This is a genomic window from Duganella aquatilis (assembly GCF_009674565.1).
GTDB lineage: Bacteria > Pseudomonadota > Gammaproteobacteria > Burkholderiales > Burkholderiaceae_D > Rugamonas > Rugamonas aquatilis.
This window is the reverse complement of sequence record NZ_WKJL01000016.1, coordinates 17,997-43,056: the sequence shown is the minus strand read 5'-3', so window position 1 is coordinate 43,056 and position 25,060 is coordinate 17,997. Positions and strand designations below refer to the sequence as shown.

Genomic DNA, 25,060 nt, shown 5'->3' with positions numbered 1-25,060 from the left:
TTAGTAAATTTCATATTTTTCTTTTTAACATCTTTACCGCATGCAATAATAGTGTTTTATCAATAGACAATGAAGTAATGACGCTGAGATATTGCTTGTTGATGCTGCTGGCATCGGCGCAGGTGTACGCGGAAGACGGGCCGCAAACCGTTGTGGTGAATGGTCAGACCGATGTGGAGGCGAGCCGCGATTTTGTCGCTGGAAAACTCATCATCAGCAGGAAGACGCTGGAAGAAAGCGGTCAGCAAAACGTCGGCGACGCCTTGCGGCGCGAGCCGGCCATTACGATCGGCAAGGATGGCCGCCTTGGCCTACTCGGCCTGACGGGTTACACGCAGATCCTGGTCGATGGTCGCGAAAGCCTCACCGATCCTTACGCGATGGACCTGGTGCAGGTGGAAAAGATCGAGATCATCAAGTCTGCCACCGCCAGCACCGGGCCGTTCGGCGTTGCCGGCACCATCAATATCATCCGCCGCAAGATCGACCGCAAGGCGATGACGCTGCTGCGTGCCGGCGGTTCCACGTCGGCCGGCTACGGCAGCGCCAATGCGACGCTGATGAGCAATCAACTGCCGTCCAGCCTGCCAATAAGCTACAACTTCATGCTGATCGCGAACAGCCGCACGACGCCCAATGCCGAGCAGTATCAGCAGACGCAAAGTCTCGGCACCGCCGCGCCGACGCCGCAGTTTCACGGGGAAAGCAGCGGCGTGAGCCGGGTCGAGACCGTGCTGGCCAGCAGCGAGATCGCCTGGGCCGTCAATCCCGAGCACAAGCTGTCCTTCAAACCGGCGGCAACGTATATGGGCGTCCATTCGCATGGCGTGGAGCAGCGCCTGTGGGGCGATGGCGACACGCTGTCAGCCGAACGGCAGCACCGCGATCGCACCACGATCATCGAACTGCCGCTGGGCTGGGACTGGAAGATCAGTCCGGACAGCAGCCTGTCGCTGCAGGGCCGCTTCAGCCGCATGCAGCCGACCACCACCATCCGGCGCATGGACAACTGGTCGGTGGAGGGTGATCACCTGCGCCAGCAAGTCCGCGACCTCGACGTCACGAACCGCTTCCTGGACCTGACCTTCAAGACCGCATTCACCGGCGGCCACGATTTCTCCGCCGGCATGAAACTGGCCAAGATCGACAACGATGCCGATTACACCGACCTGATCGACGGCCTGCCCGACCTGAGCCAGGCCGTGCTCGGCACCAGCACCCACGCGCGCACGGAGCGGCGCCAATTCTTCGTCCAGGATGACTGGCGCGTGAACAAGAGCCTGTCCCTGAGCGCAGGCATGTCCACCGAGCAGCGCATTCACGAGCTGGACGAGGGCACGGTGCACAACCGTCCGCGCTTCAGCATCTGGTCGCCGTCGGCCCATGTGGCGTACAAGGTCGGTGGCGACAGCAAGCGCCAGTTGCGCGCCTCGGTCGCCCGCACTTTCCAGGCGCCGGATACCGGCCAGTTGTTCCTGCATCCGACCATCAATCCGCTGGCGCCCTGCTACGACCGCAGCCTGTGCGGCGCCAACACGCTAGACACGGCCGACAGCGCCGGCAATCCCAAGCTGCTGCCGGAACGTTCGCTGGGCGTGAACCTGTCGTATGCGCACGGCCTCGGCGCCAGCAGCGAAGCGAAGATCGAGTTCTATACCCGCGACATCACGCACAAGACCGGCACCGAACTGGCGCTGGAAAACGTGGCGTGGGCGACTGTGCCGCGCTACGTGATGCGTCCGGCCAACCTGGGCGATGCAACGCTGCGCGGCGTCAATCTGGAAGGCCGCCTGGCCGCGCGTGATGTGTGGAAGGAGGCGCCCAATCTGGATCTGCAAGGCAGCGTCGGCTACGCGCATTCCGCGCTGCGCGACCTGCCGGGGCCGGACAACCGCCTGGAAGGCCAGTTACCGTGGCGCGCCAAGCTGGGCGCCGGTTATGCGCTGGCCGATCTGCCGCTGAAGCTGAACCTGGACGCCAACTGGCTGCCCGGCGACTGGTTCCGCAACAATCTGACCCAGCGCACCTACCAGTCCAACCGCTTCACGCTGAACGCCGGCGCCAACTGGAAAGTCGGCGCCACGCAGCGCCTGATCTTCAACATCGACAATCTGCTGGCGCGGGACAGCCACAGCATCAACGAATACTACGGCGCCAACCAGACGCTGCGCCGCTACACCAACAACGACGCCTATGCCCGTTTCTCGGTGCGGCTGGAAATGAATCTGTAGGCTACACTGGCGGTTCATCTTTATTCCAACGGAGCGAGACATGACCCGCAAGACCGCCGCTGATTTTGATCCGGAAGTTCTGAAGCTGTTTGACCAGTATGTTCACGGCGGCATCAACCGTCGTGATTTCCTGTCCTCGGCCACGCGTTATGCGGTGGGCGGCACGACGGCGGCGGGTCTGCTCAGCGCCCTCAGCCCGAGCTTTGCCGCGCCGCTGGTCACGCCGGACGACAAGCGCATCGCCACGCGCTACGTCGAGCTGCCGTCGCCGCAGGGCAATGGCAAGGTGCGCGGTTACCTGGCCTCCCCTGCCGGCGTCAAGGGCAAGCTGCCGACCGTGCTGGTGGTGCATGAGAATCGCGGCCTGAATCCGCACATCGAAGACATCGCGCGCCGCCTGGCGGTCGACGGCTTCATCGCCTTCGCACCGGACGCGCTGTTCACGCTGGGCGGCTATCCCGGCGACGAGGACAAGGCGCGCGAATTGTTCGGCAAGCTGGACCAGACTAAGACCCGCGTCGATTTCGTCGCCGCCGCGCGCTGGCTGCAGCAGCTGCCGGAAGGTAATGGCAAGCTGGGCGTGGTCGGCTTCTGCTACGGCGGCGGCATTGCCAACTACCTGGCGACGCAGTTGCCGGATCTGCTGGCGGCGGTGCCGTTCTACGGCGCGCAGCCGAAGGCGGACGATGCGGCGCGCATCAAGGCGCAGTTGCTGATTCACGATGCCGGCAATGACGAACGCATCCGCGCCGGCTGGCCGGCCTACGAGAAGGCCCTGAAAGAGGCCGGCGTGCACTACGAATACCACGTCTACCCTGGCGTCGAACACGGCTTCAACAACGACACCACGCCGCGCTACGATGCGGCGGCCGCCAAACTGGCCTGGCAGCGCACCACCGACTTCCTGCGCGCCCGTCTCACCTGAGTTTGAACAAAGTTCCCATGACTCAGCCTTGCTAGGCTAAGTCATGGCTGACAAAAAAATCCTCGATACGCTTTACCATGTCCCCAAAAAACGGGGCAATGGCTTGGTTCGCACTGAAGCCTGGGCCGACGCGCATGGTACGGTCACACATTACAATTTAGCGTATATTAATCACAGTCTGTCTCACAAGGACCATGGGCGCGTAGTCGGCTACGACAACAGCCATCATGTACACCATAGACATTACATGGGCCAGGTCCAGCTTGTTGACTTCATTAATTTCGACGAAATCCAGGAGCGATTTCTACTTGATTGGACGTCGGTTTTGGAGAAGGCATGAAAACTCTCACTACCATCAAAACTTGCGATGAGCAGGAATTTATCCAGCATAGCCGCGTCATGGCCAAGCTTATCGATCAGAAGCGCGAGCTGCCTGAGCAAAGCTATATCATGTTTGGAGACCCTGCTGACTTACTGCGGCTGCTGCGGCCGAAAAACCGTTTTCTGTTCCGTGTCATCAAAGACCATCCCGGCTCGATCGATGCCATCGCAGAACGTCTTCAACGCTCCCGTAATGCTGTGCAGCGCGACATCAACGAGTTGAAACGCTTGGGTATCGTCGAGATAACGCGATGTTCTGCGCCTGATGATGCCGGTATCGAGGAGGTCCACCTCACCGCGCTGAAATTCAAACTCGAAGCCGATCTGATCTGATAAAAAAGCCCCGGTTTTTCGACCGGGGCTTTTGATTTTACGACTTGGCGAAAGCCAGGAAGTCGGCGTGGAACTTGTCCTTGTGGGTATCGGTCAGGCCGTGCGGCGCACCTGGGTAGGTGATCAGCTTGGCATGCTTGACGATCTTGGCCGAGGCGCGGCCGGCAGCGTCGATCGGCACGATCTGGTCGTCTTCACCGTGGATCACCAAGGTCGGCTTGTCGAACTTTTTCAGGTCGTCGCGGAAGTCGGTTTCCGAAAACGCCTTGATCGAGTCATAGGTGTTTTTGAAGCCGCCCTGCATGCCTTGCGAATACCACGCCTGGATGATGCCTTGCGATGGTTTGGCGCCCGGACGGTTGTAGTTGTAGAACGGGCCCGAAGCCAGGTCCAGGTACAGCTGGCCGCGGTCCTTGACCGAGGCGGCGCGGATGCCGTCGAACACTTCGATCGGCAGGCCGCCTGGATTATCGGCGGTTTTCAGCATCAGCGGTGGCACCGCCGAGATCAGGCCCAGCTTGGCGATGCGCTTGGTGCCGTAGCGGCCCACATAGCGCGCCACTTCGCCGCCGCCGGTCGAGAAGCCGGCCAGGATGATGTTGTTCAGGTTCAGCGCTTCGATCAGCTGCGCCAGGTCGTCGGCGTAGTGGTCCATGTCGTTGCCTTCCCACGGCTGGCTCGAACGGCCGTGGCCGCGACGGTCGTGGGTGATGACGCGGAAGCCGTTATTGGCCAGGAAGAACGCTGCCGATTCCCAGCTGTCCGAGCTCAGCGGCCAGCCGTGACTCAGGATCACCGGTTGGCCGTTGCGCGGGCCCCAGTCCTTGTAATAGATCTCGACGCCGTCGCGGGTGGTGATGGTGCTGCCGGTCTTGGCGACCGCACCTTTGCCGTTCACCACTGGAGCAGCTTGCGCGCTGCCGCCAGCCAGCGCCGCCAGCGGCACGGCGACAGCGGCGGCTGCGGCGCCGGCGCCACTGAACATTGCGGAACGACGCGACAGGCTGACAGCTTGGTCTTGGTTTTCTTTGCTCATGATGGACTCCATTCAGTAATTAGCGATTTAGTAGTGAACTATGTTTTTCGGTCTTGCCGGACAATGTTGCGCTGTCCATGTGCTCAATATATATCGCGCACTATTCAATAGCAAGCAATTTTTAAAAATAAAAAAAGGGCGGTGATTGCTCACCGCCCTTTCCATCGCATGCCGGGGACAGGCCCCGGCATGCGCAGCTATCAGAAGAACTTGTAGCTGGCGCCGATTTTGAAGTAACGGCCGATTGCGCCGCTAGCATCCATCGGGTTGTAGCTCATGCCGCCGTAGGTCAGTGGATCCAGCGGGGCGATCTTGTCGAACACGTTGTTGACCGAAGCGAAAAGTTGCAGTTGCTTGTTCACGTTCCAACGGGTCGACAGGTCAACCGTGGTGAACGAAGCGATTTTGCAACCGTTAGGCGCGTCGGCACCGCTGGCCAGTTTCGAAGCGCACAGGTCGCCTTCGAACAGGACGTTTTTCATGTCCGAACGGTAGTTGGCGATGGCGCTGAAGTTCCAGGCCTGGCTAGGATCCCACGAAGCGTTGACGCTGATCTTGTCTTTCGGCGTACCGGCGCAGTTCGAGGTGTCGCAGTTGCCGTGGGTGCCAGCGAACTGGTAACGCACGGTGGCGGACTCGGCGCGCACCCACGATGCCACGTGGGTCCAGGTCAGGCCAACGCTGCCGCGGCCGTAGTCGCCCAGACGCAGACGCTGTTTCACATCCAGGTCGACACCTTTGACTTCGGTGAAGCTGGAATTGCGGTATGGCGCCTTGGTGATCAGCAGCGTGCCGCTGTTCGGGATGACTTTACCGTCAGCACCCACCAGGTTGTTGTCGGCGCGGATCGCGGTCGGCAGCGCTGCTGCTTCGTTGTACGGCAGCGGGTTGATCTCGTCGGAACGTTTGATCTTCCAGCCGTCCAGCGACAGCGACAGGTCGTTCAGCGGATCCCACACCAGGCCCAGGGTCAGACCTTTCGAGGTTTCCGGACGCAGGTTAGGATCGCCGATTTTCACAGCCGCGACGGAAGCCGCGCAGTCGGTCGAGGTTGCGCCTGGCAGCGGGGTGCCGTTCGGGCAGCGGATCGGATCGCGCACGGTCGAGGTGCCGGTCGATTGCGACAGGGCGCTGCTTTCCGCAGGGCCTGGCGCACGGAAGCCTTCCGAGTAGGTGCCGCGCAGGGCGAAGCTCTTCACCGGGGTCCATTTCACGCCGGCTTTCGGCGTGGTCGACGAGAAGTGGTCGTATTTGTCGTAACGCACGGCGGCCGACAGTTCCACGGTTTGCAGTACCGGCGCCAGCAATTCGGCGTAGACCGCCGACACCTTGGTGTCGCCGAACGCCGCCACGTAGCTGGCGTTGATGGTGCCGTTTTCGGTGCCCGACAGCGATGGGTTCGACAGCTTGTCACGACGGTGTTCCGCGCCGATTGCCAGACCGAGGTCGCCGCCTGGCAGGGTCATCAGCGAACGGGTGGCCTTGAAGTCGATGATGTCCAGCTTGGTGAACGAGTGCGAGTAAGCATGGGTCACCATTGCTGCGTACAGCGAGGCCGGGTTTTTGGACGCCTGGTCGCCGATGTAGTACGGGAAGTACTTGCTGGTCGGATCGCCCAGCGCAGCCTTGACCACGGCCATGTTCAGCATGTTGCTGTAGTCCAGGTCCAGCTTGGACTCGGAGTGGGTGTAGCCGGTGTCGTAGTCCCAACCCAGCGCCGAGCCTTTCAGGCCGACCACGAAGCGGGTGAAGTTGTTGTCCACGGCACGGGTGCTTGGGCCGACGTCGAACGCGCTGTAGCGCACGCGGGCGGCGGCGCCGAACGGGTTCTGCGGATGCGACGGGGCCAGCACGATGGTGGTGCCGGCGCCGGAGCCGTAGTTGATCACGCCGGTCGGGTTGGCCGCGTTTGGCGGGAAGGCCACGGTCGGGGTGATCGACGGCGGGGTCAGGATGAACGAGGTGTTACGCTGCGAGTAGCCGGCTTCCGCGTAGGCCTGGGTGTTCTCGTTGACCTGCCAGGTGCCGCGGGTGTACAGGTTCACGCCTTCGATGTTCGGCTGCATGGAGCGGAACTGGTCCTGGTACCACAGGCAGCCGCCTTTCGGATCTTGTGGCGACGCGGTCGACAGCTTGGAGCAGCCTGGCAGCGACACGTAGTCCAGCGTGGTCGGATTGCGGATCGCGCCGACCGGGCTGGCGGCGGCGTTGTTGTTGCCGCTGATGTAGCCCGACGCGAACTGGGTGCCGATCGGGTAGCCGTATGGACGCAGGTCGCCCTTGCCGATCCAGGCGCGGTCCTTGCGGTCGCTGTTCATCAGTGGGTCGGATTTGAAGTACTCGGCGTTGACCACGAAGTTGTACTTGTCTTCGTCCAGGGAGCCCTTGCCGTAGGTGACCGACGCCTTGTGCTGCTGGGCGTCGCTGTAGCGCGAGGCGCCGGTGTCGGCCTTGATGGTCAGGCCGGTGAAGTCCTTGCGCAGGATGATGTTGACCACGCCGGCGATCGCGTCGGCGCCGTAGGTGGACGAAGCGCCGTCCTTCAGGATCTCGATGCGCTCGACGATCTGCATCGGCACGGTCGACAGGTCGGTGAAGCTCTTCTGGCCGTCATCGGCACGGGCGAATGGCGCCATGCGGCGGCCGTTCAGCAGCACCAGGGTCGAGGTCGCACCCAGGCCGCGCAGCGAAATGGCGGTCGAACCAGCGGCGAAACCGTTACCGAAGCCGGTCGGCAGCGAGCCGGCGCCGTCAGCGGTCAGGGTTTGCAGGTAGTCAGCCACGGTGGCCTTGCCGGACTTCATCAGATCATCACGGGAAATCACCTGGACCGGCGATGCGGTCTCGGCAGTTGCGCGCTTGATGCTGGAACCCGTGATCTCCACGCGCTGGATCGGCGCCTGGGCTTCCTGTGCTTGAACCTGGGCCATCATGCCCAGCGTGGCGATGGCGAGACCGCCTGCAAACATCTGGCGCACCGAATGTGCCAGCACTGTTTCTTTCATCATGAACTGCTCCCTGAAGTGGCTTTTTGTTTTGAATGGTGATTGTTGAGAAATGCAATTTTTCTCAAGCGGGATCATGGAAACACCCGTCGAAAATTGCGTCAATGCGGGTTTCTTCCACATCCTCAGTCGACAACATCACCACCCAAGCCGGCGTTGCAAAAACACAACAGGGCAATTTTCAGCTTTTTACGCCGATCTCCCGGCAATATGAATCTAACTTAACGATTTGGACTTTGAGCAGCGCGCGCCGAAAACGCGTGCAACTGCCTTCAAAATAAAGATCTTGCAATTTGAAATTGTGCGCTGCAAACCACACTTTGCGCGCAGTTACAAGGATCAACGCGTAAATTAATGTATCTCTCTGCAAGGTCTTGTAAAGAAAAGGCCCCGGAGGGGGCCTTGGCGGGGATTAGGACTTGGCGAAAGCCAGGAAGTCGGCGTGGAACTTGTCCTTGTGGGTGTCGGTCAGGCCGTGCGGCGCCCCTGGGTAGGTGATCAGCTTGGCGTGCTTGACGATCTTGGCCGAGGCGCGGCCGGCGGCGTCGATCGGCACGATCTGGTCGTCTTCACCGTGGATCACCAAGGTCGGCTTGTCGAATTTTTTCAGGTCGTCGCGGAAGTCGGTTTCCGAAAACGCCTTGATCGAGTCATAGGTGTTTTTGAAGCCGCCCTGCATGCCTTGCGAATACCATGCCTGGATGATGCCTTGCGATGGTTTGGCGCCCGGACGGTTGTAGTTGTAGAACGGGCCCGAAGCCAGGTCCAGGTACAACTGGCCGCGATCCTTGACCGATGCCGCGCGGATGCCGTCGAACACTTCGATCGGCAGGCCGCCTGGGTTATCGGCGGTTTTCAGCATCAGCGGTGGCACCGCCGAGATCAGGCCCAGCTTGGCGATGCGCTTGGTGCCGTAGCGGCCCACATAGCGCGCCACTTCGCCGCCGCCGGTCGAGAAGCCGGCCAGGATGATGTTGTTCAGGTTCAGCGCTTCGATCAGCTGCGCCAGGTCGTCGGCGTAGTGGTCCATGTCGTTGCCTTCCCAGGGCTGGCTCGAACGGCCGTGACCGCGACGGTCGTGGGTGATGACGCGGAAGCCGTTATTGGCCAGGAAGAACGCTGCCGATTCCCAGCTGTCCGAGCTCAGCGGCCAGCCGTGGCTCAGGATCACCGGTTGGCCGTTGCGCGGGCCCCAATCCTTGTAATAGATCTCGACGCCGTCACGGGTGGTGATGGTGCTGGCGGTTTTGCTGACCGGTCCGCCCTTGGCGACAGCGGCTTGCGCTTCGGCGGTACCCAGGGCGGCCAGCGGCAGGGCCACGGCGGCGGCGACGGCGCCAGCGGAGTTGAACAGTACGTTGCGGCGGGACAGGTTGGCGGTGTTCATGATGTTCTTCCTTTTAGTCGATGTATGGATAACCAGTGTTGTGCTACAGTCATTTCGTTCTGCAGCTGCGATGGAATGCATCTTAGACCTCGTCCAAACTTTGCGGAACAGACAACACTGCAAGGCCACTTTGCAAAAATGCAGCCCCCGATATGCCAACTAGCAACGACTTCGACTGGAACGACATCCCGCTGATCCTCGCACTCGCCCGCAGCGGCAGCATGAGCGCCACCGGCCGCCAGCTGGGCGTGGACGCATCGACCATCAGCCGCCGCATCGCCGCCGCCGAAAAAGCGCTGAAGCTGCGCCTGTTTATCCGCGATAACACCGGCTACCAGCTGACCGACGCCGGCCAGGTCTTCGTCGAGCACGGCGAAGCGGTGTACGACAACGTGCAGAGCATGCTGCACGCCTCGTCGCAGGAAGCCGACGCCACCGCCGGGCCGGTCAACATCACCTCCATCGATTTCCTGTTCGACTACTGGCTGCTGGACCACGTGCCCGCCCTGCACGCCCAGCATCCGCACTTGCAACTGACGCTGCAGGCGGAAAACCAGAATCTCTCCTTCACCCGCCGCGAAGCCGACTTCGCCCTGCGCCTGGGCAAGCCCGGCGAGGATGCGGCGCTGGTGATGCGCAAGCTGGGCGAGCTCGGCTTCGCTGTCTACGGTCACCGCAAGTTCGCCGACACGCCGCGCGCCTGCTGGGGCACGCAGCCGTGGATCGCCTATGACGATGTGCTGGGCGGCACCGCCGAGATGCAGTGGCTGGCCGGCATGAATCCGCAGCCGCGCAAAGTCCTCAAGGTCAACAGTCTGAGCACGATGGTGCGCGCCTGCCGCGCCGGCGTCGGCATGGCGCTCCTGCCCTGCATCATGGGCGAGCAGGAAGGGCTGCAGCGCATCGGCGCCAAGGTCGAAGTGCTGCGCGACATCTGGCTGCTGAGCCATCGCGACGCCGGCACCATCGCCCGCTTCAAAACCGTGTCCGCCTGGCTGTCCGGCGTGTACGCCGCCAGCGGACACCTGCTGTGCGGCGCGGATTCGCACCCTTAAAACGCATCCTGTCCCCCGTTTTTTGCAGTTCGTCACATCCCGGTGGATGGACGGTTAGCCCTTGTCTATAGTTCACTCAACGCAACGAACTAACCACCCACAAGGAGCTCAAAATGAACATCGCAAAAAACATGGAAGCCATCTTCGTAGCCGCCATCGTCATCGCCAGCGCTACTTCCTTCGCCACCGCCGCCGTCGAAGCACCGGCCGTCATCGCTGTCAAAGCACAAGCGACCACGATGCCTACCGTGACCGTCACCGCCAAGCGCCTGACCGCTGAAGAAAAAGCAGCCCTGTAATTCCACCGACCACGACGGAGCGCATGATGAAAAAATACCTGAAGGCCGCGATGCTGGCGGCGGCACTGAGCAGCGGCGCACACGCCGCCCTGGCCGACGACAGCATCAGCGAGAGCCGCAGCGTCGATGCGCGCACCGTCAAGGTGGAACTGGACGGCGTGATCAGCATCAAGGTCAGGCAAGGTCCGGTCGCGGCGCTGACGATCTACGGCGAACCGGAAGCGATCAAGAAAGTGGTGGTCGAACAAAGCGGCGACACGCTGCACATCGGCACCAGGAAAATGAACACGATTAACTTTGGCAACAAGCGCGAACTGCGCGCCGAGCTGACGCTGCCGACACTGCGCGCGTTGACCTCCGGCGGCGTGGGCGCCACCGAAGTCAGTGGTTTTAGCGGCGACAATCTGCGCCTGGCACTGGAAGGTGCCGGCTCGGTGAAGGTCGACGCACAGTATCGCAATCTCGACGTACGGCTGGGTGGCGTGGGCGGCATGACCGTCAACGGCGGCAACAGCGATAACGTCGAGCTGCAACTGAACGGCGCTGGACGGATCGAGATCATCGGCCAAGCCAAACAACTGCACGCCAGCCTCGGCGGCGTGGGCAGCCTGGACGCGGAACAGCTGCGCGCCGACGCCATCGATGTCAACATGACGGGCCTCGGCAGCGCCACGGTGTATGCGAAGACCAGCGCCAATTTGAAATTAACCGGCATGGGTTCGGCCAAGGTGTACGGCAACCCAAGCAGTCGTAACGCCAGCGCTCGCGGCATGGGCAGCGTGAGCTGGCAGTAAGGAATGCGCCGGCGTGACACGCCGGCACAGCAGGAAACACATGGGTGTGTTTTTCACCGTCCGGAAGGCGATCCCTCCTGGACGGTTTTTTTATTTCAGAACGCGGATGTCGTGACCGAGCACGATGCGCATGTCGGCGTAGGCCGGTCCGCCGCTACGCTGTTGCAGCGGCAGGCCAAGCCGCTTGCTTAGCGCCTGCGCTGTCGCCTGCTGCGCGCGCGGATATTCGATGCGGCTGAGCGGCACCACGAAGGGCCGCAGGTTCGACAGGCGTACCGTCTTCACGCCATCCGCTTCCAGCAGGCGCGCCAGCCGCGCGGCGGCGCCGGCGACACCGTTGCCGTTGCTGATCTCAAGCCGCAGCGGCATGGACGTTGGCGCCGCCGTTTCGCTGGCGCCGGCCGCAATCCGCTGCACTTCCACCAGTGCAGGGCCAAGACGTTTGATTTGCGTGCGCGGCATGTCGGCGGCGGCTTCGTCGCGCGCCTGCTTCACGATCGTATAGTCCTGCCGCACATCGTGCCGGCGCAGCGATGCCGCTTGCAGATACATGGTGGCCGCGCGTTCGCGCTCTCCGGCCGCCGACAGCGCCGCCGCCAGCTGTTCCCACCTGGCCGGGTCAAGCGGCTCGCGCAGGCACGCCTGCTCCAGCGGCGTGATCGGATCGTCCACTGGCGCCGGTGCGCGCGCGCCGCTGCATGCCGCCAGCAGCAGGGATGTGGTGATGAGCAGCTTGTTCATCCTGATCTCCTAGTGCGCCTGCATCATGCGAAAGACCTGGATGCCCGCAGGCCCGATCAGCACCAGCATCAGCGTTGGGAAAATGCAGAAGATCAGCGGGAACAGCAACTTCAACGCGATCTTGGCGGCGGCTTCCTCGGCCAGCACGCTGCGCTTGCTGCGCAGGTTGTCGGAGTGGATGCGCAGCGAATCGCCCATGCTGGTGCCGAAGCGCTCCGACTGGATCAGCATCGCCACCAGCGTATCGACATCCTCCACGCCGCTGCGCAAGGCCAGGTTGCGCAAGGCGCGCTCCTTGGTGAAGCCGGCGCGCATCTCCATCAGCGCCAGTTGCAGCTCCTGCGCCAGCGCCAGACTCTTGATGTGAATCTCGCCCGCCACCTTGGCCAGCGCGCGCTCCAGGCTCAGGCCCGCCTCCACGCACACGGTCAGCAGGTCCAGCGCATCGGGGAAGTTCTCGAAAATTTCGCGGCAGCGCGCCGCCGCCATGTGCGACAGCACCGCATTCGGCAGGTAATAGCCGATGCCCGCCACCAGCAGCAACAGGTACATGAACAGCTTGTGCGCCGACTCCAGCGTGAATGCGCCGCACAGCGCCAGCGCAGCGGGCAAGCCCAGCGCCAGCAGCGTCTTGGCGGCGAAATACAGCGACGGCGCCGACGCGCTGCGCCAGCCGGCGTTCATGAAGCGGGTGCGCAGCGGCGACCTTTCCCAGCCCTGCTCCGGCAGCGACAGGCGGGAAAACGGCTGCGCCGCCTGCGCCACCTTCTCCACCCAGCCGCCAGCCGCCGGATCGGGCGCCGTCTCCGTGTGTTCCACCACGTCGCTCAGGCGCTCGCGCAAAGCGATCGGCGAAAACACCATCAACGCCGCCACCGCCACGCCGGCAGCCACCAGGAACACAATCGCCAGGAACAGAATCTGCGATCCATCCATGCCATTCTCCTTCACACGCGGATGCGTATCAGCTTGCGCATCCACAGCACGCCGAACATCGCGACAGCAAACGCATACCACATCAACCTGACGCCGATCGGATCGGTCCACAGCACGCCCACATAGGCCGGATTGGAGAGCGTCATCAACAGCATCACGCCCAGCGGCAGCAGGCCCAGTATCCAGGCCGACATGCGGCCTTCGGCGGACATCACCCGCACCTGCGCCAGCAGCTTAAGACGCGAGCGGATCAAGCGGCTGATGCTGCCGAACACCTCGGCCAGATTGCTGCCCGATTCGCGCTGTATCAGCACCGCGATCACCAGATAACGCAAGTCCGTCAGCGGCACGCGCAGCGCCAGGTTGTGCAAGGCTTCGTTCATCGGCACGCCATAGTTGATTTCCTCGTAGGCGAACTTGAATTCGGCGGCGATGGGATCGGGCAGCTCTTCGCCGACCATTTGCATCACGTTGGCGAAGGAGTGGCCGGCGCGCAGCGCGCGCGCAAGGAAATCCGCCGCCTCCGGCAACTGCTCTTCCAGCTTGCGCAGGCGCGCGCCGCGTATGCGCAACAGCAGCAGCCACGGCACACTGGCGACCAGCGCCAAGGCGCCGGCGGCCGGCAGCAACGGCATGCCCATCATCTGCGGCAGCAGCAGGCCGGCCAGCACCATCGCCAGCGCGCCGCCGAGAAATTGCGCCACCGACCAGCGCACGCCGGCCTGCATCAACAGCCGGTCCAGTGACGCCAGCCTGGCGATGCGGCGCAACTGCTTTTCCAGTGCCGGATTGCTGCTGTAGCTGCGGCGCTTGAGAATGTCGACACGTTCGATGCCGCCCTCGCCGGCAGCCGCCATCAGCCGCAAACGCTTGGCGATGCGGCGCGCGGCGCGGCCATGCGCGCCGGACCACCACAGCCAGGCGCCTTCCAGCATCAGGATCACGGCCGCAAAAAGCAGCACGGCGAAAGCGGTGAAGATACTGTCCATGGCGTCACTCGTAGATCTTGTCCGGATCGAACACGCTGTCCGGCACCGCCACGCCGAACATGCGCAGGCGGTCGGCAAAGCGCGGCCGCACGCCGGTGGCGTAGAAGCTGCCCTGCACCGCGCCGCGCGCATCCACGCCCTTCTGCTCGAAGCGGAAAATCTCGTGCATGGCGATCACGTCGCCCTCCATGCCGGTGACCTCCTGCAGGCTGACCAGCTTGCGCGCGCCATCCGTCAACCGCGATACCTGCATCACCACCGTGACGGCGGAGCAGATCTGCTGGCGCGTAGCGCGCGGCGTCAGGTTCACACCGGCCATGCCAACCATGTTCTCCAGCCGCGACAAGGCGTCGCGCGGCGTGTTGGAGTGGATGGTGGCCAGCGAACCTTCGTGGCCGGTGTTCATCGCCTGCAGCATGTCCAGCGCCTCCGGCCCGCGCACCTCGCCGAGGATAATGCGGTCCGGCCGCATGCGCAGCGCATTGCGCACCAGCGAACGCTGGTTCACTTCGCCCTTGCCCTCGATGTTGGGCGGACGCGTCTCCAGCCGCACCACATGCGGCTGGCGCAGCGCCAGCTCCGCCGCATCCTCGATGGTGACGATGCGCTCGTGCGCGGGAATGAAGCCCGACAGCACGTTCAGCAAAGTGGTCTTGCCCGAGCCGGTGCCGCCGGAGACCAGAATGTTGATCTTGGCCTGCGCCAGCGCCTGCAGCACCTGCACCATCGGCGGCGTCAGACTGCGGTATTCCAGCAGGTTCTCGATGCTAAGGGGGTTGACGGCAAAGCGGCGGATCGACAGTATCGGCCCATCGATCGCCAGCGGTGGAATGATGGCGTTGACGCGCGAACCATCCGGCAGGCGCGCATCCACCATCGGACTGGATTCGTCCACGCGCCGCCCCACGCGCGAGACGATCTTCTCGATGATCTTCATCAGGTGCGCGTTGTCGTTGAAGGCGACTTCGGTCAGTTCCAGCTTGCCGGCGCGTTCGACGTACACCCTGGCCGCCGTATTCACCAGGATGTCCGACACGCCGGGATCGGCCAGCAGCGGCTCCAGCGGCCCGAAGCCCAGCATCTCGTGCTGGATATCGAGCACCAGGTTGTGCCGCTCGTGCTGATTAAGCACGATGCGTTCTTCCTCGATGATGCGCTGGACCAGCAGCGCCAGCTCGTGCTTGAACTGCTCCGGCGTCAGGCGCTTCAAGCGTTCCAGGTCGATGCGGTCCAGGATGGTCTGGTGCATGCTCTTCTTCAGTTCCTGGTAGGCGGCAGCGGCCAGGCCCGGCGGGCCGTTGCCGGTGTTGCGGCCCTCGTCTGCGTTCGACAGGCGTTCGCGTAAGCTCATCTCATCCTCCATCATTGCGGCCGAAGATGCGGTCGAACAGGCCCTTGCTCTCGGCGACGCGGCGCGCCGCCACCAGCCCCACCAGTTCCGCCAGGCTGCGCGCCACCGCGCTGCTGCGCGACAGCTGCAATACCGGTATGCCCTGGTTGACCGAGTCCGTCGCCGACAGGTAATCGTTGGGTACCGTGTGCACCACGTCGGCGCCCAGCGCCTGCTCCAGGTCCATCAGCCGTAGCTTGCCGCCCTTCTCGTAGCGGTTGACAATCAGGCGCGTGCGCTCGCTCGGATAACCAAGCGAACGGAAAATGTCGAGCAGGCGGCGGCCGTCGCGGATGTCCGGCAGCGCCAATTGCAGCACCGGGTAAATGGTGTCCGCCTGGTCCAGCGCGCGCAGCGAAATGGCGTCGATCTGCCGGCCCACGTCGAGAATCACGAAGTCGTAGTGCTGGCGCGCCACGCGCAGGATGCTGTCCATGTGCTCGGGCTTCATGTCGACGGTGCGGTTCGGATCGTCCGCCGCCGCCAGCACGCCGAAGTTGGAGGCCACGTGCACCAGGCAGGAATCGAGGAAGGCGCCGTCCATGCGGCTGATCTGCGCGCAGATGTCGGACAGCGTCATTGCCGGCTTCTGGTCGGAGACGTACAGCGTGGCGTCGCCGAACTGACCATGCAGGTCGATCAGCAGCACCTTCTTGTCTGCCAGCGCCGCCAGCGCGAAACCGAAATTGGTCGACAAAAAGGTCGCGCCGCTGCCGCCCTTGCAGGAGATGAAGGCCAGCACCTTGCCTTCGCGGACAGGACTCAGGCCCGCCGCCACTTCGATGCGGTCCATGGCCTCGTGGAAGGCGCGGTGTACCAACGGCAGTTGCAGCACCTCGCGCATGCCGGCGCGCATCGCGCGTATCAGCAGATCCTGTTGCGGATCGCGGGTCAGCAGCATGAAGGAGGCGGCGGGATATTGCTTGCTCAGGCGTTCGACCAGCTCGCCCTCCTCGGCCGCGATGTCGCTGGCGTCCAGCACCACCAGCTCCGGCATTTCCGGCAGTTGGCGTTCGACGGCGTCGCGCAGGCCGTTGCGCGACGCCACCAGCTGCACCGCCGGCATGCGCGCCGAGCCTTGTGCGGCGATCTCGGCGTGCAGCAGGCTGTCCTTGCTGACCATCAGCGCTTTCATTTGGCGCTCCCGCTCATGATGGGCGCCTGCGGCTGCTCGCCGCTGGCTTTCTGATAGCGCTCGTAGGCGGCACGCGCGCTGCGGCCGTCCATGCCGGCCACCGGATCGGTGTTGGCGCCGGCGTCCGGATGCAGGATCTGCTGCGCCAGCGTCAGGCGCGTGTCGATGCCGAAGCGGCTGTCGAATGTTGGCGTGGTGCCGGCGCAGGCGCACAGCGTGCCCCCCGCCAGCAGGATCAAAAGATGGCGCATGATGGTTCCCTGGTTATTTGCGTTCCGTACCCGGCTCCGGCGGCGGACCTTCCTGCCGGCCGCCAAGGAACAGGCCAGCGCGGCTGGGCAATGTCACGCCATCCGTCGGCAGCCGGTAGCCGGCCGGCAGCGGGCGCACCAAGCGGGGGGTGACGACAAACAGCAGCTCGGTGCGGTCCTGCTGGAAGTCTGTGCTGCGGAACAGCGCCCCCAGAATCGGCACTTCGCCCAGCACGGGCAGGCCGTGGATGCTGGAAGTGGCGCTGTTTTTTATCAGCCCGCCGATGGCGAAGCTTTGGCCGTCGAACAGTTCAACCGTGGTGGCGGCGCGGCGCGTGGTGAACAGCGGCAGGATCGACGTGCCGGAAATGCCGGATGCGGAGATGCCGATGCCTTCGCGCGAAATCTCGGACACTTCCGGCGCCACACGCAGGTTGATGCGGCCGCCGGCCAGCACGGTGGGTGTGAAGCGCAGGCCGACGCCGAACTCCTTTTCCTCCAGCGTGATCTTGTTGTTGTCCTGCGCGACCGGAATGAAGATGCGGCCGCCGGCCAGGAAGCTGCCTTCCTGGCCGCTGATCGCCATCACCGTCGGTTCGGCCAGCATGCGCACCAGCGCATCCTGCTTGTCGGCGGCGATGCCGGCCTGGCGGCCGCCGGGCTTGCCGATATTGAGCAGGCCTTTCAGCGTGCCGCTGACAAAGCTGGTGTTCAGCGCACCGGCCCAGCTGCCGCCGCCGAAGCTCAGCGCCACATTCGCTTCCAGGCTTTCCAGCAACGACTTGGAGACTTCGGCGATTTTCACCTCCAGCATCACCTGCTGCGGCGCGCCGATGTTGAGGAAGTTGACGATGCGCGTGCTGGCCTGCGCGGCGACGGCGCTGGCGTTCTGCATGGACGTTGCGTCCTCGCGCCTGGCGCCGTCCAGCGCCTGCGCCGGACGGCGCACAAAGGCGGTGGCCAGCTCCAGCACGCGTGCGGCGGTGGGTGCGTCGTCGACGGTGCCGCTGAGGACCAGGGTATCGCCGGCGGCGCTGACCTGGATGTCCTTCTGCTCCGGCAGCAGCGCGGCCAGCGCCTGCTGCAAGGCGGTGGGATCGATGCCGACCACCACTTCGATCACGTTGCACAAGCCGCTGCGACCCTGCACGATCATATTGCTGCTGCCGATGTCGACGCCCACCACGTACAGCGTGTCCGGCGCCACCAGCATCGCCTGCAGCACGGCCGGATTGCCGACGCTGCGCGCCTGCACCGCCTCCGGCATGCGCACCAGCGTGGACTTCCCCAGTTGCAGCGGCAGGCTGCCCGGCTGCGCCGCCTGGCCCGTGCAGCGCAAGCCGGTGATCTCGCCAGACGGTGACGCCAGCGCGGACGCGGGCACGGCGGCCCGCAGCGGTGCGGCCGGCGTCAGCGCAAGCGCGGCGGCCAGCGACAGCGCCCAGGCGTGGTGGCGGAAGTCCATGGCGCGCTCACAGGCATTCCTGCGTGCGCTGCACGCCCGCGATCACGCCTACGCAAGACCGCGCACGCGGCGCGGCGGTTGCGACCTGTACCCGTGGCCTGGCCGGCGCCGGTGCTTCGGCGGCTGGCGCCGGCGGCACGGCCGGTTGCGCACGAGCGCCAAGCAGCGTGCCCTTGGTGGCGCCCTCCGTGGTGCCGGGACGCGGATCCACCTGATTGCACAGCACCAGCGACAGGCTGCCGACGCTGCGCGCCAGGTCCAGGTTCTCGGCCTGCGCCGGCGTCACCTCCAGCGTCACGGCGTTGACCACGCGTGGCTTGGTCTCGTCGCGTCCGACTTCCTGCGCCACGGCCAGCACCAGTATCCGTTCCAGCACGATCTTGGAAATGGCGCTGTCGTTGGACTGGGTGTTGACGATGATGTCGACAAAATTCCCCGGCAGCGCGAAGCCGGCCACGCCCACCACATCATTCACGCGCACCGTGATGGCGCGCTTGCCTTCGGCGATCAGCGCCGACAGGCCGCCCAGCGTGCCGGCCGGCGCCAGCTTGGCTTCGCTCAGCGGCTCGTCGCGCAGCACGCTGCTTTTCAATACGCGTCCCACCAGTTTGCTGCTGTCGTTCAGCGCCCCGCGCGGCAGGCTGTCGGCCGGCCATTCGATCTGCTTGAGCATCTCCGGCGTCAGGCGCTGGCCAAGGCTGACGTCGGTCGCCGCCACGATGATCTTGTTGGCGCCGCCCGGCGTCTGCCGCAGCAGCCAGCGCGAGGCCAGCGCCACCGCCGCCAGCCCGAACACGACGGCCAACGCCATCATCAGCAGTGCGCGCCGGTTCTTCATGCTATCCGGGCCTCGATGTCGTCGTCGGCGCGCGGCTGGCCGCCGGCGAACATGCTGATCCAGGCCTGGTCCAGCGTCGCGACCGAGATGCGCGCCGGTTCGCCCATGAAGCCGGCGAAGTCCGCCACCCGGGCGATGATCTCGCGCGGGTAGCAGGCCAGCAGCGGCAGTCCGCAGCCCGCATGCAGCTCGTCAAGCAGGTAGCGCAGGCCGGCTTCGTCGTACACCACGCCCATGCTCAGGCACTGCTGGCGGAACAGCGTGCGGTAGTTGGCGGCACTCAGCGCTTCGACCGGAATCTTGTAGCCGACACGACGCAACGCCGCCTCATCCAGCAGCGACGACGGCGGCAGGCTGGTGGCGAACACCAGCCGCATGCGGCACGGCACCTGGAAGTGATAGCCGCCCGCCAGCGACAGGGCGCTGCGCTCCAGTTCCTGCGCCTGCGCGAAGCGGTTCAGCAGCTCGCCGGCCGGCAGGCGCTGGCGGCCCAGGTCATCGACGATCAGCAGGCCGTTGTTGGCCTTCAGCTGCGGCGGCGCGCGATAGCAGCCGCTGGCCGCATCCGGCTGCAGGTCCAGCATCTCGGCATCCAGCGAGGCGTCCAGCGCCACCACCGGGCGCTGGCACAGCATCCAGCGTGGATCGCTGCTGCGCCGCTCCGGCGTCTGCCGCATCTGGCGCTGCTGGTGCGATGGCGGCGCGCGGTGCACCGCTGGATCATAAACCTGCACGATGTCCTGCCCCACCACCAGCGCATGCGGCACCGCCACCAGGCCTTGCTGCAAGGCGCCCAGGCGGCGCGCCAGCATCGACTTGCCGCTGCCCGAGGGACCGTACAGCAGCACGCTGCGGCCGGCGAACATGGCGGCGCCCAGCATGCGCTGCACCGGCGGCGCCAGGAAATCGTCGGCGAATTCGGCCGCCAGTTCATCGGCGCACGGCTGCGGCGCATGCAGCGCCTGGCGCTCGACCATGGCGCGATAGGCTTCCAGCGTCACCGGCGCCGGGCCGGCGTAGGGACTGCGCTCCAGCCACGCGGCGGCGCGCTGCTTGCCGGCGCCGGTCAGCTGGTACTGGACGTCGAGGTCCGACTCGCCGCGCCACGCCACTTCCGCCACGTGCTCGGTCACCATGAAGTCCAGCACCTCGCGCAGCACGTTGATCGACAGGTGCAGCCTGGTGGTCAGCACCGGCAGATGGCTTTTGCCGCCCAGGTACAGCGCTTTGGCGATCAGCTCCACGATCAGCTGCTGCGTCAGGCCGGTGTCGCGCACCGACTTGGGTTGCGGCGGCAACGGCGCATCCGGCTCGGCGTCCAGCAGCTGGGTGTAGGGGGATGGTGGTTCCAGGGCAAGCATGTTATCTCCGCGAGGTACGTTCGGTATGGAAAGCAGTCTATCCAGCACTTGCCCGAGGGACATTGACTTGCAGCAAGCACTAGTCAATGATGCGTCCAGGCAACCACACCAACAGTGCCGAGCGCGATCGCCACGCCGTACGGAACGCCGCCGACACTGGCGCTGGGCGCCAGCGGCACCGGCAGCAGCGGCATGCCGAACAGGCGCAGCAGCAAGGGCTTGCAGATCTGCGCCAGATTGCGCGCGCTGTCGCGCCAGCGGCCGCTCACGCCCAGCATCAGCAGCGCCATCACGCCGCCGATCAGGTAGGACAGCACGGCGATCTGCAGCGCCAGCGCCGGCCCGCTGAAGCCGCCCACCATCGCCATCAGCTTGACGTCGCCGGCGGCCATGCCGCGCAGCAGGTACAGCGGCAGAAATAAAAAAAAGCCGGCAACGATGCCGGCCAGCCACTGCGACAGCGGCGCCCAGGGCGGGCTGCTCAACAGGTGCAGGATCAGCGCCAGCAGCAAGCCGCTCAGCACCAGCACATTGGGAATCTTGCGCACCGCCAGATCGGTCAGCGCCGCCTGCGCGACCAGACAGATCAGGATTACTTCGATGGCGTTCAGCATGAGGTTTCTCCATGGAAAGGCTTTCCAGCCTGACTGCGGCTGGAAAGCCTGCTACTGCCTGCTACCCTTTGATTTGAAGCGCAATCGCGTCAAACGCGGTTTTCAGCGCCGGTCCCAGCACGCCGAACGCGGCGACCACGGCGGCCACCATGGTCGCCGCGATCAGGCCGTACTCGATTGCCGTGATACCGTCCTCGTCGCGCGCAAACTCTTTTGCTACTGCCATCAGCGAGTTCATGTCGTACTCCTTGGGTTGGTTCATAAAGGCCTCTGGCGCCTTGCTGTCCGCACCATTGCGTACCACTATACGGACCGCATTTTTATGGGAGTTGACGTCACGCAAGTTTTCCGTGCGGAATCTTTTTTAGTCTATGATGAAGAGGTGAAGTGGCGAATGTCGGAAAAAGGTCGCATTCTTCATGAAAGGAAGTTTTTTTTCGCACACAAGAATTGCTTCGATTGCAAAAAGCTATTATCCTGCTTAGCTGTTCTTTGGAAAGGCAAATGGACTCCCTACTGAAACACATGGTGGACATGACCGGTCACCGCGATCACACGATGCTCGACATCTCGGTGATTTCAGCGGTGCAGGAGCTTGCTCGCGCCAGTCAGGTCCGTGTGCTGACCCTGGCAACTGTCAGAGGGAAGGTGTTCGTCCGTCCGCGCGCCGTGATTCGTCACGGCGAAGCTGCGCACATGGTCGACACCTCCGACCAGCAGCATCCCGGCGACCCGGTGGAACGCTACCCGGCGCTGGCGCAGTGCATCGCCCGTCACGAGTCGGGCGCCGACATCGCCAACGAAGCCGACGAGCACACCTTGTGGCTGCCGATCTGGCTGGGCGACAAGGCCGATACCTGCCTGGAAATCGTCAATCCAACGCCGTACACCAAGGAAACCATCCACGTCATTGGCGGCATCGTCAGTGTCTACCGCAATTTCCAGAATCTGCTCGACTACAGCGAACGCGATTCGCTGACCGGCCTGCTCAACCGCAAGACCTTCGACGACCAGCTGTCCAAGATGCTGGCCGCCAGCACCGAGCAGGACGCGCTGACGCTGCCGGGCGAACCGGAGCGCCGCGCCCACGGCGAGGAAGAAAAGCAATGGCTGGCGGTGGTCGACGTCGACCACTTCAAGCACGTCAACGACCGCTTCGGCCATTTGTACGGCGACGAGGTGCTGATCCTGATCGCCAACCTGCTGACCTCGTCATTCCGCGCGCAGGACCGCGTGTTCCGTTTCGGCGGCGAGGAATTCGTCGTGCTGCTGCGTTCGGCCACGCTGGACAACGCCAAGAAAATCATCGAACGCTTCCGCATGAACGTGGCGGCGCATGACTTCCCGCAAGTGGGCAAGGTGACGGTGAGCGTGGGCTTTGTCAGCATCAGCGCGCTGGAAGCGCCGGTGATCATTCTCGGCCATGCCGACCAGGCGCTGTACTACGCCAAGAGCCATGGCCGCAACCTGGTGTGCCACTACGACGAACTGGTCAGCGGCGGCCTGCTGCAGGCCATCGAATCCAACGATACCGCCGAATTCTTCTAGGCCGCTCAGACCGCCACGGTCAGGAAGCGCATCGGATCGACGTTCCACTTGGCCGGCGATTCATGGCCGACGATCTTGTCGCCGCCGCCGAAGCCCAGCCCGCGCGACAAATCGATCGTTTCCGGCTTGATGTAGACATTCTTCTTGGTATGGAAGAACACGTTGACCTTGGGCGCCAGCAGATTGGTCTCATGTGGCTCGATCACCACACCCAGGCGCCCCGACTCCAGCAGCACCATGGTACCCACCGGATAAATGCCGACGCAGCGCATGAATTCCTGCGCGTACTGCGGATTGAAGTGGAACTTGCTCCACTCATAAATCTTGCGCAGCGCGGCGGCGGCCGACATGCCCTTGTGATAGCAGCGGTCGGCGGTAATGGCGTCGTACACGTCGACAATCGCGGCCATCTGCGCCAGTTCGCTGATCTGGTCGTCGGCCTGCTTGCTCGGATAGCCGCTGCCGTCGCGCCGCTCGTGGTGGTGCAAGGTGATATCGAGCGGAATCGGGCCGATCTCCGGCGTTTGCTTCAGGATGTTGTAGCCATCTTCCGGATGCTTCTTGATGATGGCGAATTCTTCGTCGGTCAGCGGACCGGGCTTGTTGAGGATGGCGTCCGGCACCAGCGCCTTGCCGGTGTCGTGCAGCAGCCCGCCGAGGCCGGCCTGGTGGGTGATGTCGGCCGGGATGTTGCGCGAACGGCAGAAGGCCACCAGCAGCGTACACACGCTGACCGAATGCAAAAAGGTGTAATCGTCCTTGGTCTTGATCCGCAGCAGGCCGACCAGCGCGCCCGGATTGCGCAGGATCGATTCGGTGATGTTCTGCACCACCGGCTGCACCTGGTCCAGTTCGATGGCCTTGCCGAGGCGGGCGTCCTGCATCACGCTGCGCACCAGGGTCGAGGCCTGGTGGCGGATCTGCACCGCGCGCTGCATCTCCTCGCCCAGCGACACCCGGGTTTGCACCGGCGCCTTGGCCACGATTTCGACGATTTCGCGCTCGGTGGCGGCTTGCGCTTCGGCCACGGTCGGCGCATCCTGTACATCCAGCCCCTTGGAACTGTCTATGACAACATCGTGAATGCCGGCGTTGAGGATCTTGCGGATTTCGTCGTAGCTGGTGATCAGGAAACGGTTGCGCACGAAAGGATGGGTCATCCAGTCGCAGCTGAGGTCATGAATATACATGCCCACCTTAAGCTGAGAAGAATCGACTTTCTTTAACATACGCATACCTACCAAAATGAAGAGCTGGACGCTAAACCGTCATGCATCCAGTATAACAAAACGTTTCCCACCGGGATTTAAATTTACATGGAACTACGCCAGTTACGCTATTTTGTTGCGATCGTCGATCACGGCTCCTTGTCGCGTGCGGCGGTAATCTTGCACGTTGCGCAACCCGCGCTCACCCAGCAACTACGCCAGCTGGAGGAAGAATTGGGCGTGCAGCTGCTGCACCGCTCCGCCCAGGGCGTACTCAGCACGGACGCCGGCAAGGTCTTTTACGAGCACGCCCAGGCTATCCTCAAGCAAGTCGCGGACGCCCGGTCCGCCGTGGCGCAGTCGGCCGAGCGCCCCAGCGGCAGCGTCACCCTGGGACTGCCGCACAGTATTTCCGGCGCGCTGGCCCTGCCGCTGCTGACGGCCAGCCGCGCCCAGTATCCGGAAATCACCCTGCAACTCACCGAGGAGCTGACCGGCAACCTGGGCGAGCAGCTCAAATCCGGCCGCATCAACCTGGCGGTACTGTTCGACGATGGCCAGCTGGGGCAGTTCGGCACCACGCCGCTGGTCGAGGAGGAACTGCAGTTCATCTCGCGCGCCGATGCGGCCTACGCCAATGGCAAGCACTCACTTACATTGCGAGAGGCGCTGGCTGCGACACTGATCCTGCCCGGCCTGCAGCATGGCGTGCGGCCGCGCATCGAGAGCGTGGCGCGCGCTGCCGGCCTTGGCGTCGGCAATGTGATCGAGATTAACTCCATCGCCATCCTCAAATCCGCGCTGCTGGCGGACATGGGCGCGACGCTGCTGCCCTCCGCGCCTGTCCTGGACGAACTGCAACGCGGCACCCTGCGCGCACAGCCCATCCACAACCCGGCGATTTCCCGCACGGTCGTACTGTGCTTTTCGCGCAACATCCCGCTGACGAATGCGGCCGCTGCTGTCACCCGCCTCGTGCGCCAGGTCAGCGAGCGCCTGTGCATGGAAGGATTGTGGCCCGGCGCCAAGCCGCTATAAGTTTTTCTTATGACCCCATCGGCAAACGGTATTTCCGTATACGTCAACTCGCGCCCATACTGGGAGTAAGCCGCTAACAATGCGGCACCATGGCTTGAGC

At 63.9% G+C, this 25,060-nt stretch carries 24 protein-coding genes; 9 read left to right on the top strand and 15 right to left on the bottom strand.

The window, feature by feature from the left end:
* Nucleotides 1-101 precede the first annotated feature (101 nt).
* The 4 genes from GJ698_RS20015 to GJ698_RS20000 are packed head-to-tail and all read left to right on the top strand — an operon-like array spanning nucleotide 102 to nucleotide 3,870.
* Complete coding sequence (locus tag GJ698_RS20015; RefSeq protein WP_229260093.1) at nucleotides 102-2,231, top strand: TonB-dependent receptor; 2,130 nt, start codon at nucleotides 102-104, stop codon at nucleotides 2,229-2,231.
* Nucleotides 2,232-2,271: 40 nt separating this feature from the next.
* Nucleotides 2,272-3,156, top strand: a complete 885-nt coding sequence (locus tag GJ698_RS20010) for a dienelactone hydrolase family protein (protein ID WP_154359628.1) — start codon at nucleotides 2,272-2,274, stop codon at nucleotides 3,154-3,156.
* 43 nt (nucleotides 3,157-3,199) lie between these two features.
* Nucleotides 3,200-3,496, top strand: coding sequence for a DUF6516 family protein (locus GJ698_RS20005; protein WP_154359627.1), 297 nt, complete (start codon nucleotides 3,200-3,202; stop codon nucleotides 3,494-3,496).
* Complete coding sequence (locus GJ698_RS20000) at nucleotides 3,493-3,870, top strand: HVO_A0114 family putative DNA-binding protein (protein ID WP_154359626.1); 378 nt, start codon at nucleotides 3,493-3,495, stop codon at nucleotides 3,868-3,870. The genes GJ698_RS20005 and GJ698_RS20000 overlap by 4 nt, the downstream gene beginning before the upstream one ends.
* A 37-nt stretch (nucleotides 3,871-3,907) precedes the next feature.
* Here GJ698_RS20000 and GJ698_RS19995 read toward each other — a convergent pair whose 3' ends face one another.
* The 3 genes from GJ698_RS19995 to GJ698_RS19985 form a co-directional block, all read right to left on the bottom strand.
* Nucleotides 3,908-4,906 (bottom strand): alpha/beta fold hydrolase, encoded by a 999-nt coding sequence (locus tag GJ698_RS19995; protein WP_154359625.1) that lies wholly within the window; start codon nucleotides 4,904-4,906, stop codon nucleotides 3,908-3,910.
* Nucleotides 4,907-5,106: 200 nt separating this feature from the next.
* On the bottom strand, nucleotides 5,107-7,914 hold the full coding sequence (locus GJ698_RS19990) for a TonB-dependent receptor (RefSeq protein WP_229260086.1): 2,808 nt from the start codon (nucleotides 7,912-7,914) through the stop codon (nucleotides 5,107-5,109).
* A 409-nt stretch (nucleotides 7,915-8,323) separates the two neighbouring features.
* Complete coding sequence (locus tag GJ698_RS19985) at nucleotides 8,324-9,298, bottom strand: alpha/beta fold hydrolase (protein ID WP_154359624.1); 975 nt, start codon at nucleotides 9,296-9,298, stop codon at nucleotides 8,324-8,326.
* A 152-nt stretch (nucleotides 9,299-9,450) separates the two neighbouring features.
* On the opposite strand from GJ698_RS19985, the gene GJ698_RS19980 reads away from it, so the two are divergent.
* From GJ698_RS19980 to GJ698_RS19970, 3 genes are all read left to right on the top strand, one after another.
* The gene (locus GJ698_RS19980; RefSeq protein WP_154359623.1) at nucleotides 9,451-10,353 is read left to right on the top strand and encodes a LysR family transcriptional regulator; all 903 of its coding nucleotides are present in this window, start codon (nucleotides 9,451-9,453) and stop codon (nucleotides 10,351-10,353) included.
* 113 nt (nucleotides 10,354-10,466) lie between these two features.
* Nucleotides 10,467-10,652 carry a hypothetical protein gene (locus GJ698_RS19975; protein ID WP_154359622.1) on the top strand — a complete coding sequence of 62 codons (186 nt, stop codon included), beginning with the start codon at nucleotides 10,467-10,469 and terminating at the stop codon, nucleotides 10,650-10,652.
* Nucleotides 10,653-10,675: 23 nt separating this feature from the next.
* The gene (locus tag GJ698_RS19970) at nucleotides 10,676-11,446 is read left to right on the top strand and encodes a head GIN domain-containing protein (protein ID WP_229260085.1); all 771 of its coding nucleotides are present in this window, start codon (nucleotides 10,676-10,678) and stop codon (nucleotides 11,444-11,446) included.
* Between the two features lie 90 nt (nucleotides 11,447-11,536).
* Here GJ698_RS19970 and GJ698_RS19965 read toward each other — a convergent pair whose 3' ends face one another.
* The 11 genes from GJ698_RS19965 to GJ698_RS19915 form a co-directional block, all read right to left on the bottom strand.
* Nucleotides 11,537-12,187: a LytR C-terminal domain-containing protein gene (locus GJ698_RS19965; protein ID WP_154359621.1), complete on the bottom strand. Its 651-nt coding sequence runs from the start codon at nucleotides 12,185-12,187 to the stop codon at nucleotides 11,537-11,539.
* A 9-nt stretch (nucleotides 12,188-12,196) separates the two neighbouring features.
* A complete protein-coding gene (locus GJ698_RS19960) occupies nucleotides 12,197-13,123 on the bottom strand; it encodes a type II secretion system F family protein (RefSeq protein WP_154359620.1) in 927 nt (308 codons plus the stop codon).
* Nucleotides 13,124-13,134: 11 nt separating this feature from the next.
* Complete coding sequence (locus GJ698_RS19955; RefSeq protein ID WP_154359619.1) at nucleotides 13,135-14,112, bottom strand: type II secretion system F family protein; 978 nt, start codon at nucleotides 14,110-14,112, stop codon at nucleotides 13,135-13,137.
* A 4-nt stretch (nucleotides 14,113-14,116) separates the two neighbouring features.
* A complete protein-coding gene (locus GJ698_RS19950) occupies nucleotides 14,117-15,463 on the bottom strand; it encodes a TadA family conjugal transfer-associated ATPase (RefSeq protein WP_154359618.1) in 1,347 nt (448 codons plus the stop codon).
* Between the two features lies 1 nt (nucleotide 15,464).
* On the bottom strand, nucleotides 15,465-16,637 hold the full coding sequence (locus GJ698_RS19945) for a CpaE/TadZ family protein (protein WP_154359617.1): 1,173 nt from the start codon (nucleotides 16,635-16,637) through the stop codon (nucleotides 15,465-15,467).
* A complete protein-coding gene (locus GJ698_RS19940; RefSeq protein ID WP_154359616.1) occupies nucleotides 16,634-16,888 on the bottom strand; it encodes a hypothetical protein in 255 nt (84 codons plus the stop codon). Before GJ698_RS19940 ends, GJ698_RS19945 begins: the two co-directional genes overlap by 4 nt.
* Nucleotides 16,889-16,901: 13 nt before the next feature.
* A complete protein-coding gene (locus GJ698_RS19935) occupies nucleotides 16,902-18,353 on the bottom strand; it encodes a type II and III secretion system protein family protein (protein WP_154359615.1) in 1,452 nt (483 codons plus the stop codon).
* A 7-nt stretch (nucleotides 18,354-18,360) separates the two neighbouring features.
* The gene (cpaB, locus tag GJ698_RS19930; RefSeq protein ID WP_154359614.1) at nucleotides 18,361-19,191 is read right to left on the bottom strand and encodes a Flp pilus assembly protein CpaB; all 831 of its coding nucleotides are present in this window, start codon (nucleotides 19,189-19,191) and stop codon (nucleotides 18,361-18,363) included.
* Nucleotides 19,188-20,552 carry a DUF8689 domain-containing protein gene (locus GJ698_RS19925; RefSeq protein ID WP_154359613.1) on the bottom strand — a complete coding sequence of 455 codons (1,365 nt, stop codon included), beginning with the start codon at nucleotides 20,550-20,552 and terminating at the stop codon, nucleotides 19,188-19,190. The genes cpaB and GJ698_RS19925 overlap by 4 nt, the downstream gene beginning before the upstream one ends.
* Before the next feature lie 83 nt (nucleotides 20,553-20,635).
* A complete protein-coding gene (locus tag GJ698_RS19920) occupies nucleotides 20,636-21,166 on the bottom strand; it encodes an A24 family peptidase (RefSeq protein WP_154359612.1) in 531 nt (176 codons plus the stop codon).
* A 61-nt stretch (nucleotides 21,167-21,227) separates the two neighbouring features.
* Nucleotides 21,228-21,428 carry a Flp family type IVb pilin gene (locus tag GJ698_RS19915; protein ID WP_371865391.1) on the bottom strand — a complete coding sequence of 67 codons (201 nt, stop codon included), beginning with the start codon at nucleotides 21,426-21,428 and terminating at the stop codon, nucleotides 21,228-21,230.
* A 242-nt stretch (nucleotides 21,429-21,670) separates the two neighbouring features.
* On the opposite strand from GJ698_RS19915, the gene GJ698_RS19910 reads away from it, so the two are divergent.
* Entirely contained in the window at nucleotides 21,671-22,714 is a 1,044-nt protein-coding gene (locus GJ698_RS19910) for a GGDEF domain-containing protein (RefSeq protein WP_154359611.1), read from the top strand.
* A gap of 5 nt (nucleotides 22,715-22,719) precedes the next feature.
* Here GJ698_RS19910 and GJ698_RS19905 read toward each other — a convergent pair whose 3' ends face one another.
* A complete protein-coding gene (locus GJ698_RS19905) occupies nucleotides 22,720-23,943 on the bottom strand; it encodes an HD-GYP domain-containing protein (RefSeq protein ID WP_154359610.1) in 1,224 nt (407 codons plus the stop codon).
* Nucleotides 23,944-24,030: 87 nt separating this feature from the next.
* On the opposite strand from GJ698_RS19905, the gene GJ698_RS19900 reads away from it, so the two are divergent.
* Nucleotides 24,031-24,960, top strand: coding sequence for a LysR substrate-binding domain-containing protein (locus GJ698_RS19900; RefSeq protein WP_154359609.1), 930 nt, complete (start codon nucleotides 24,031-24,033; stop codon nucleotides 24,958-24,960).
* Nucleotides 24,961-25,060 lie beyond the last annotated feature (100 nt).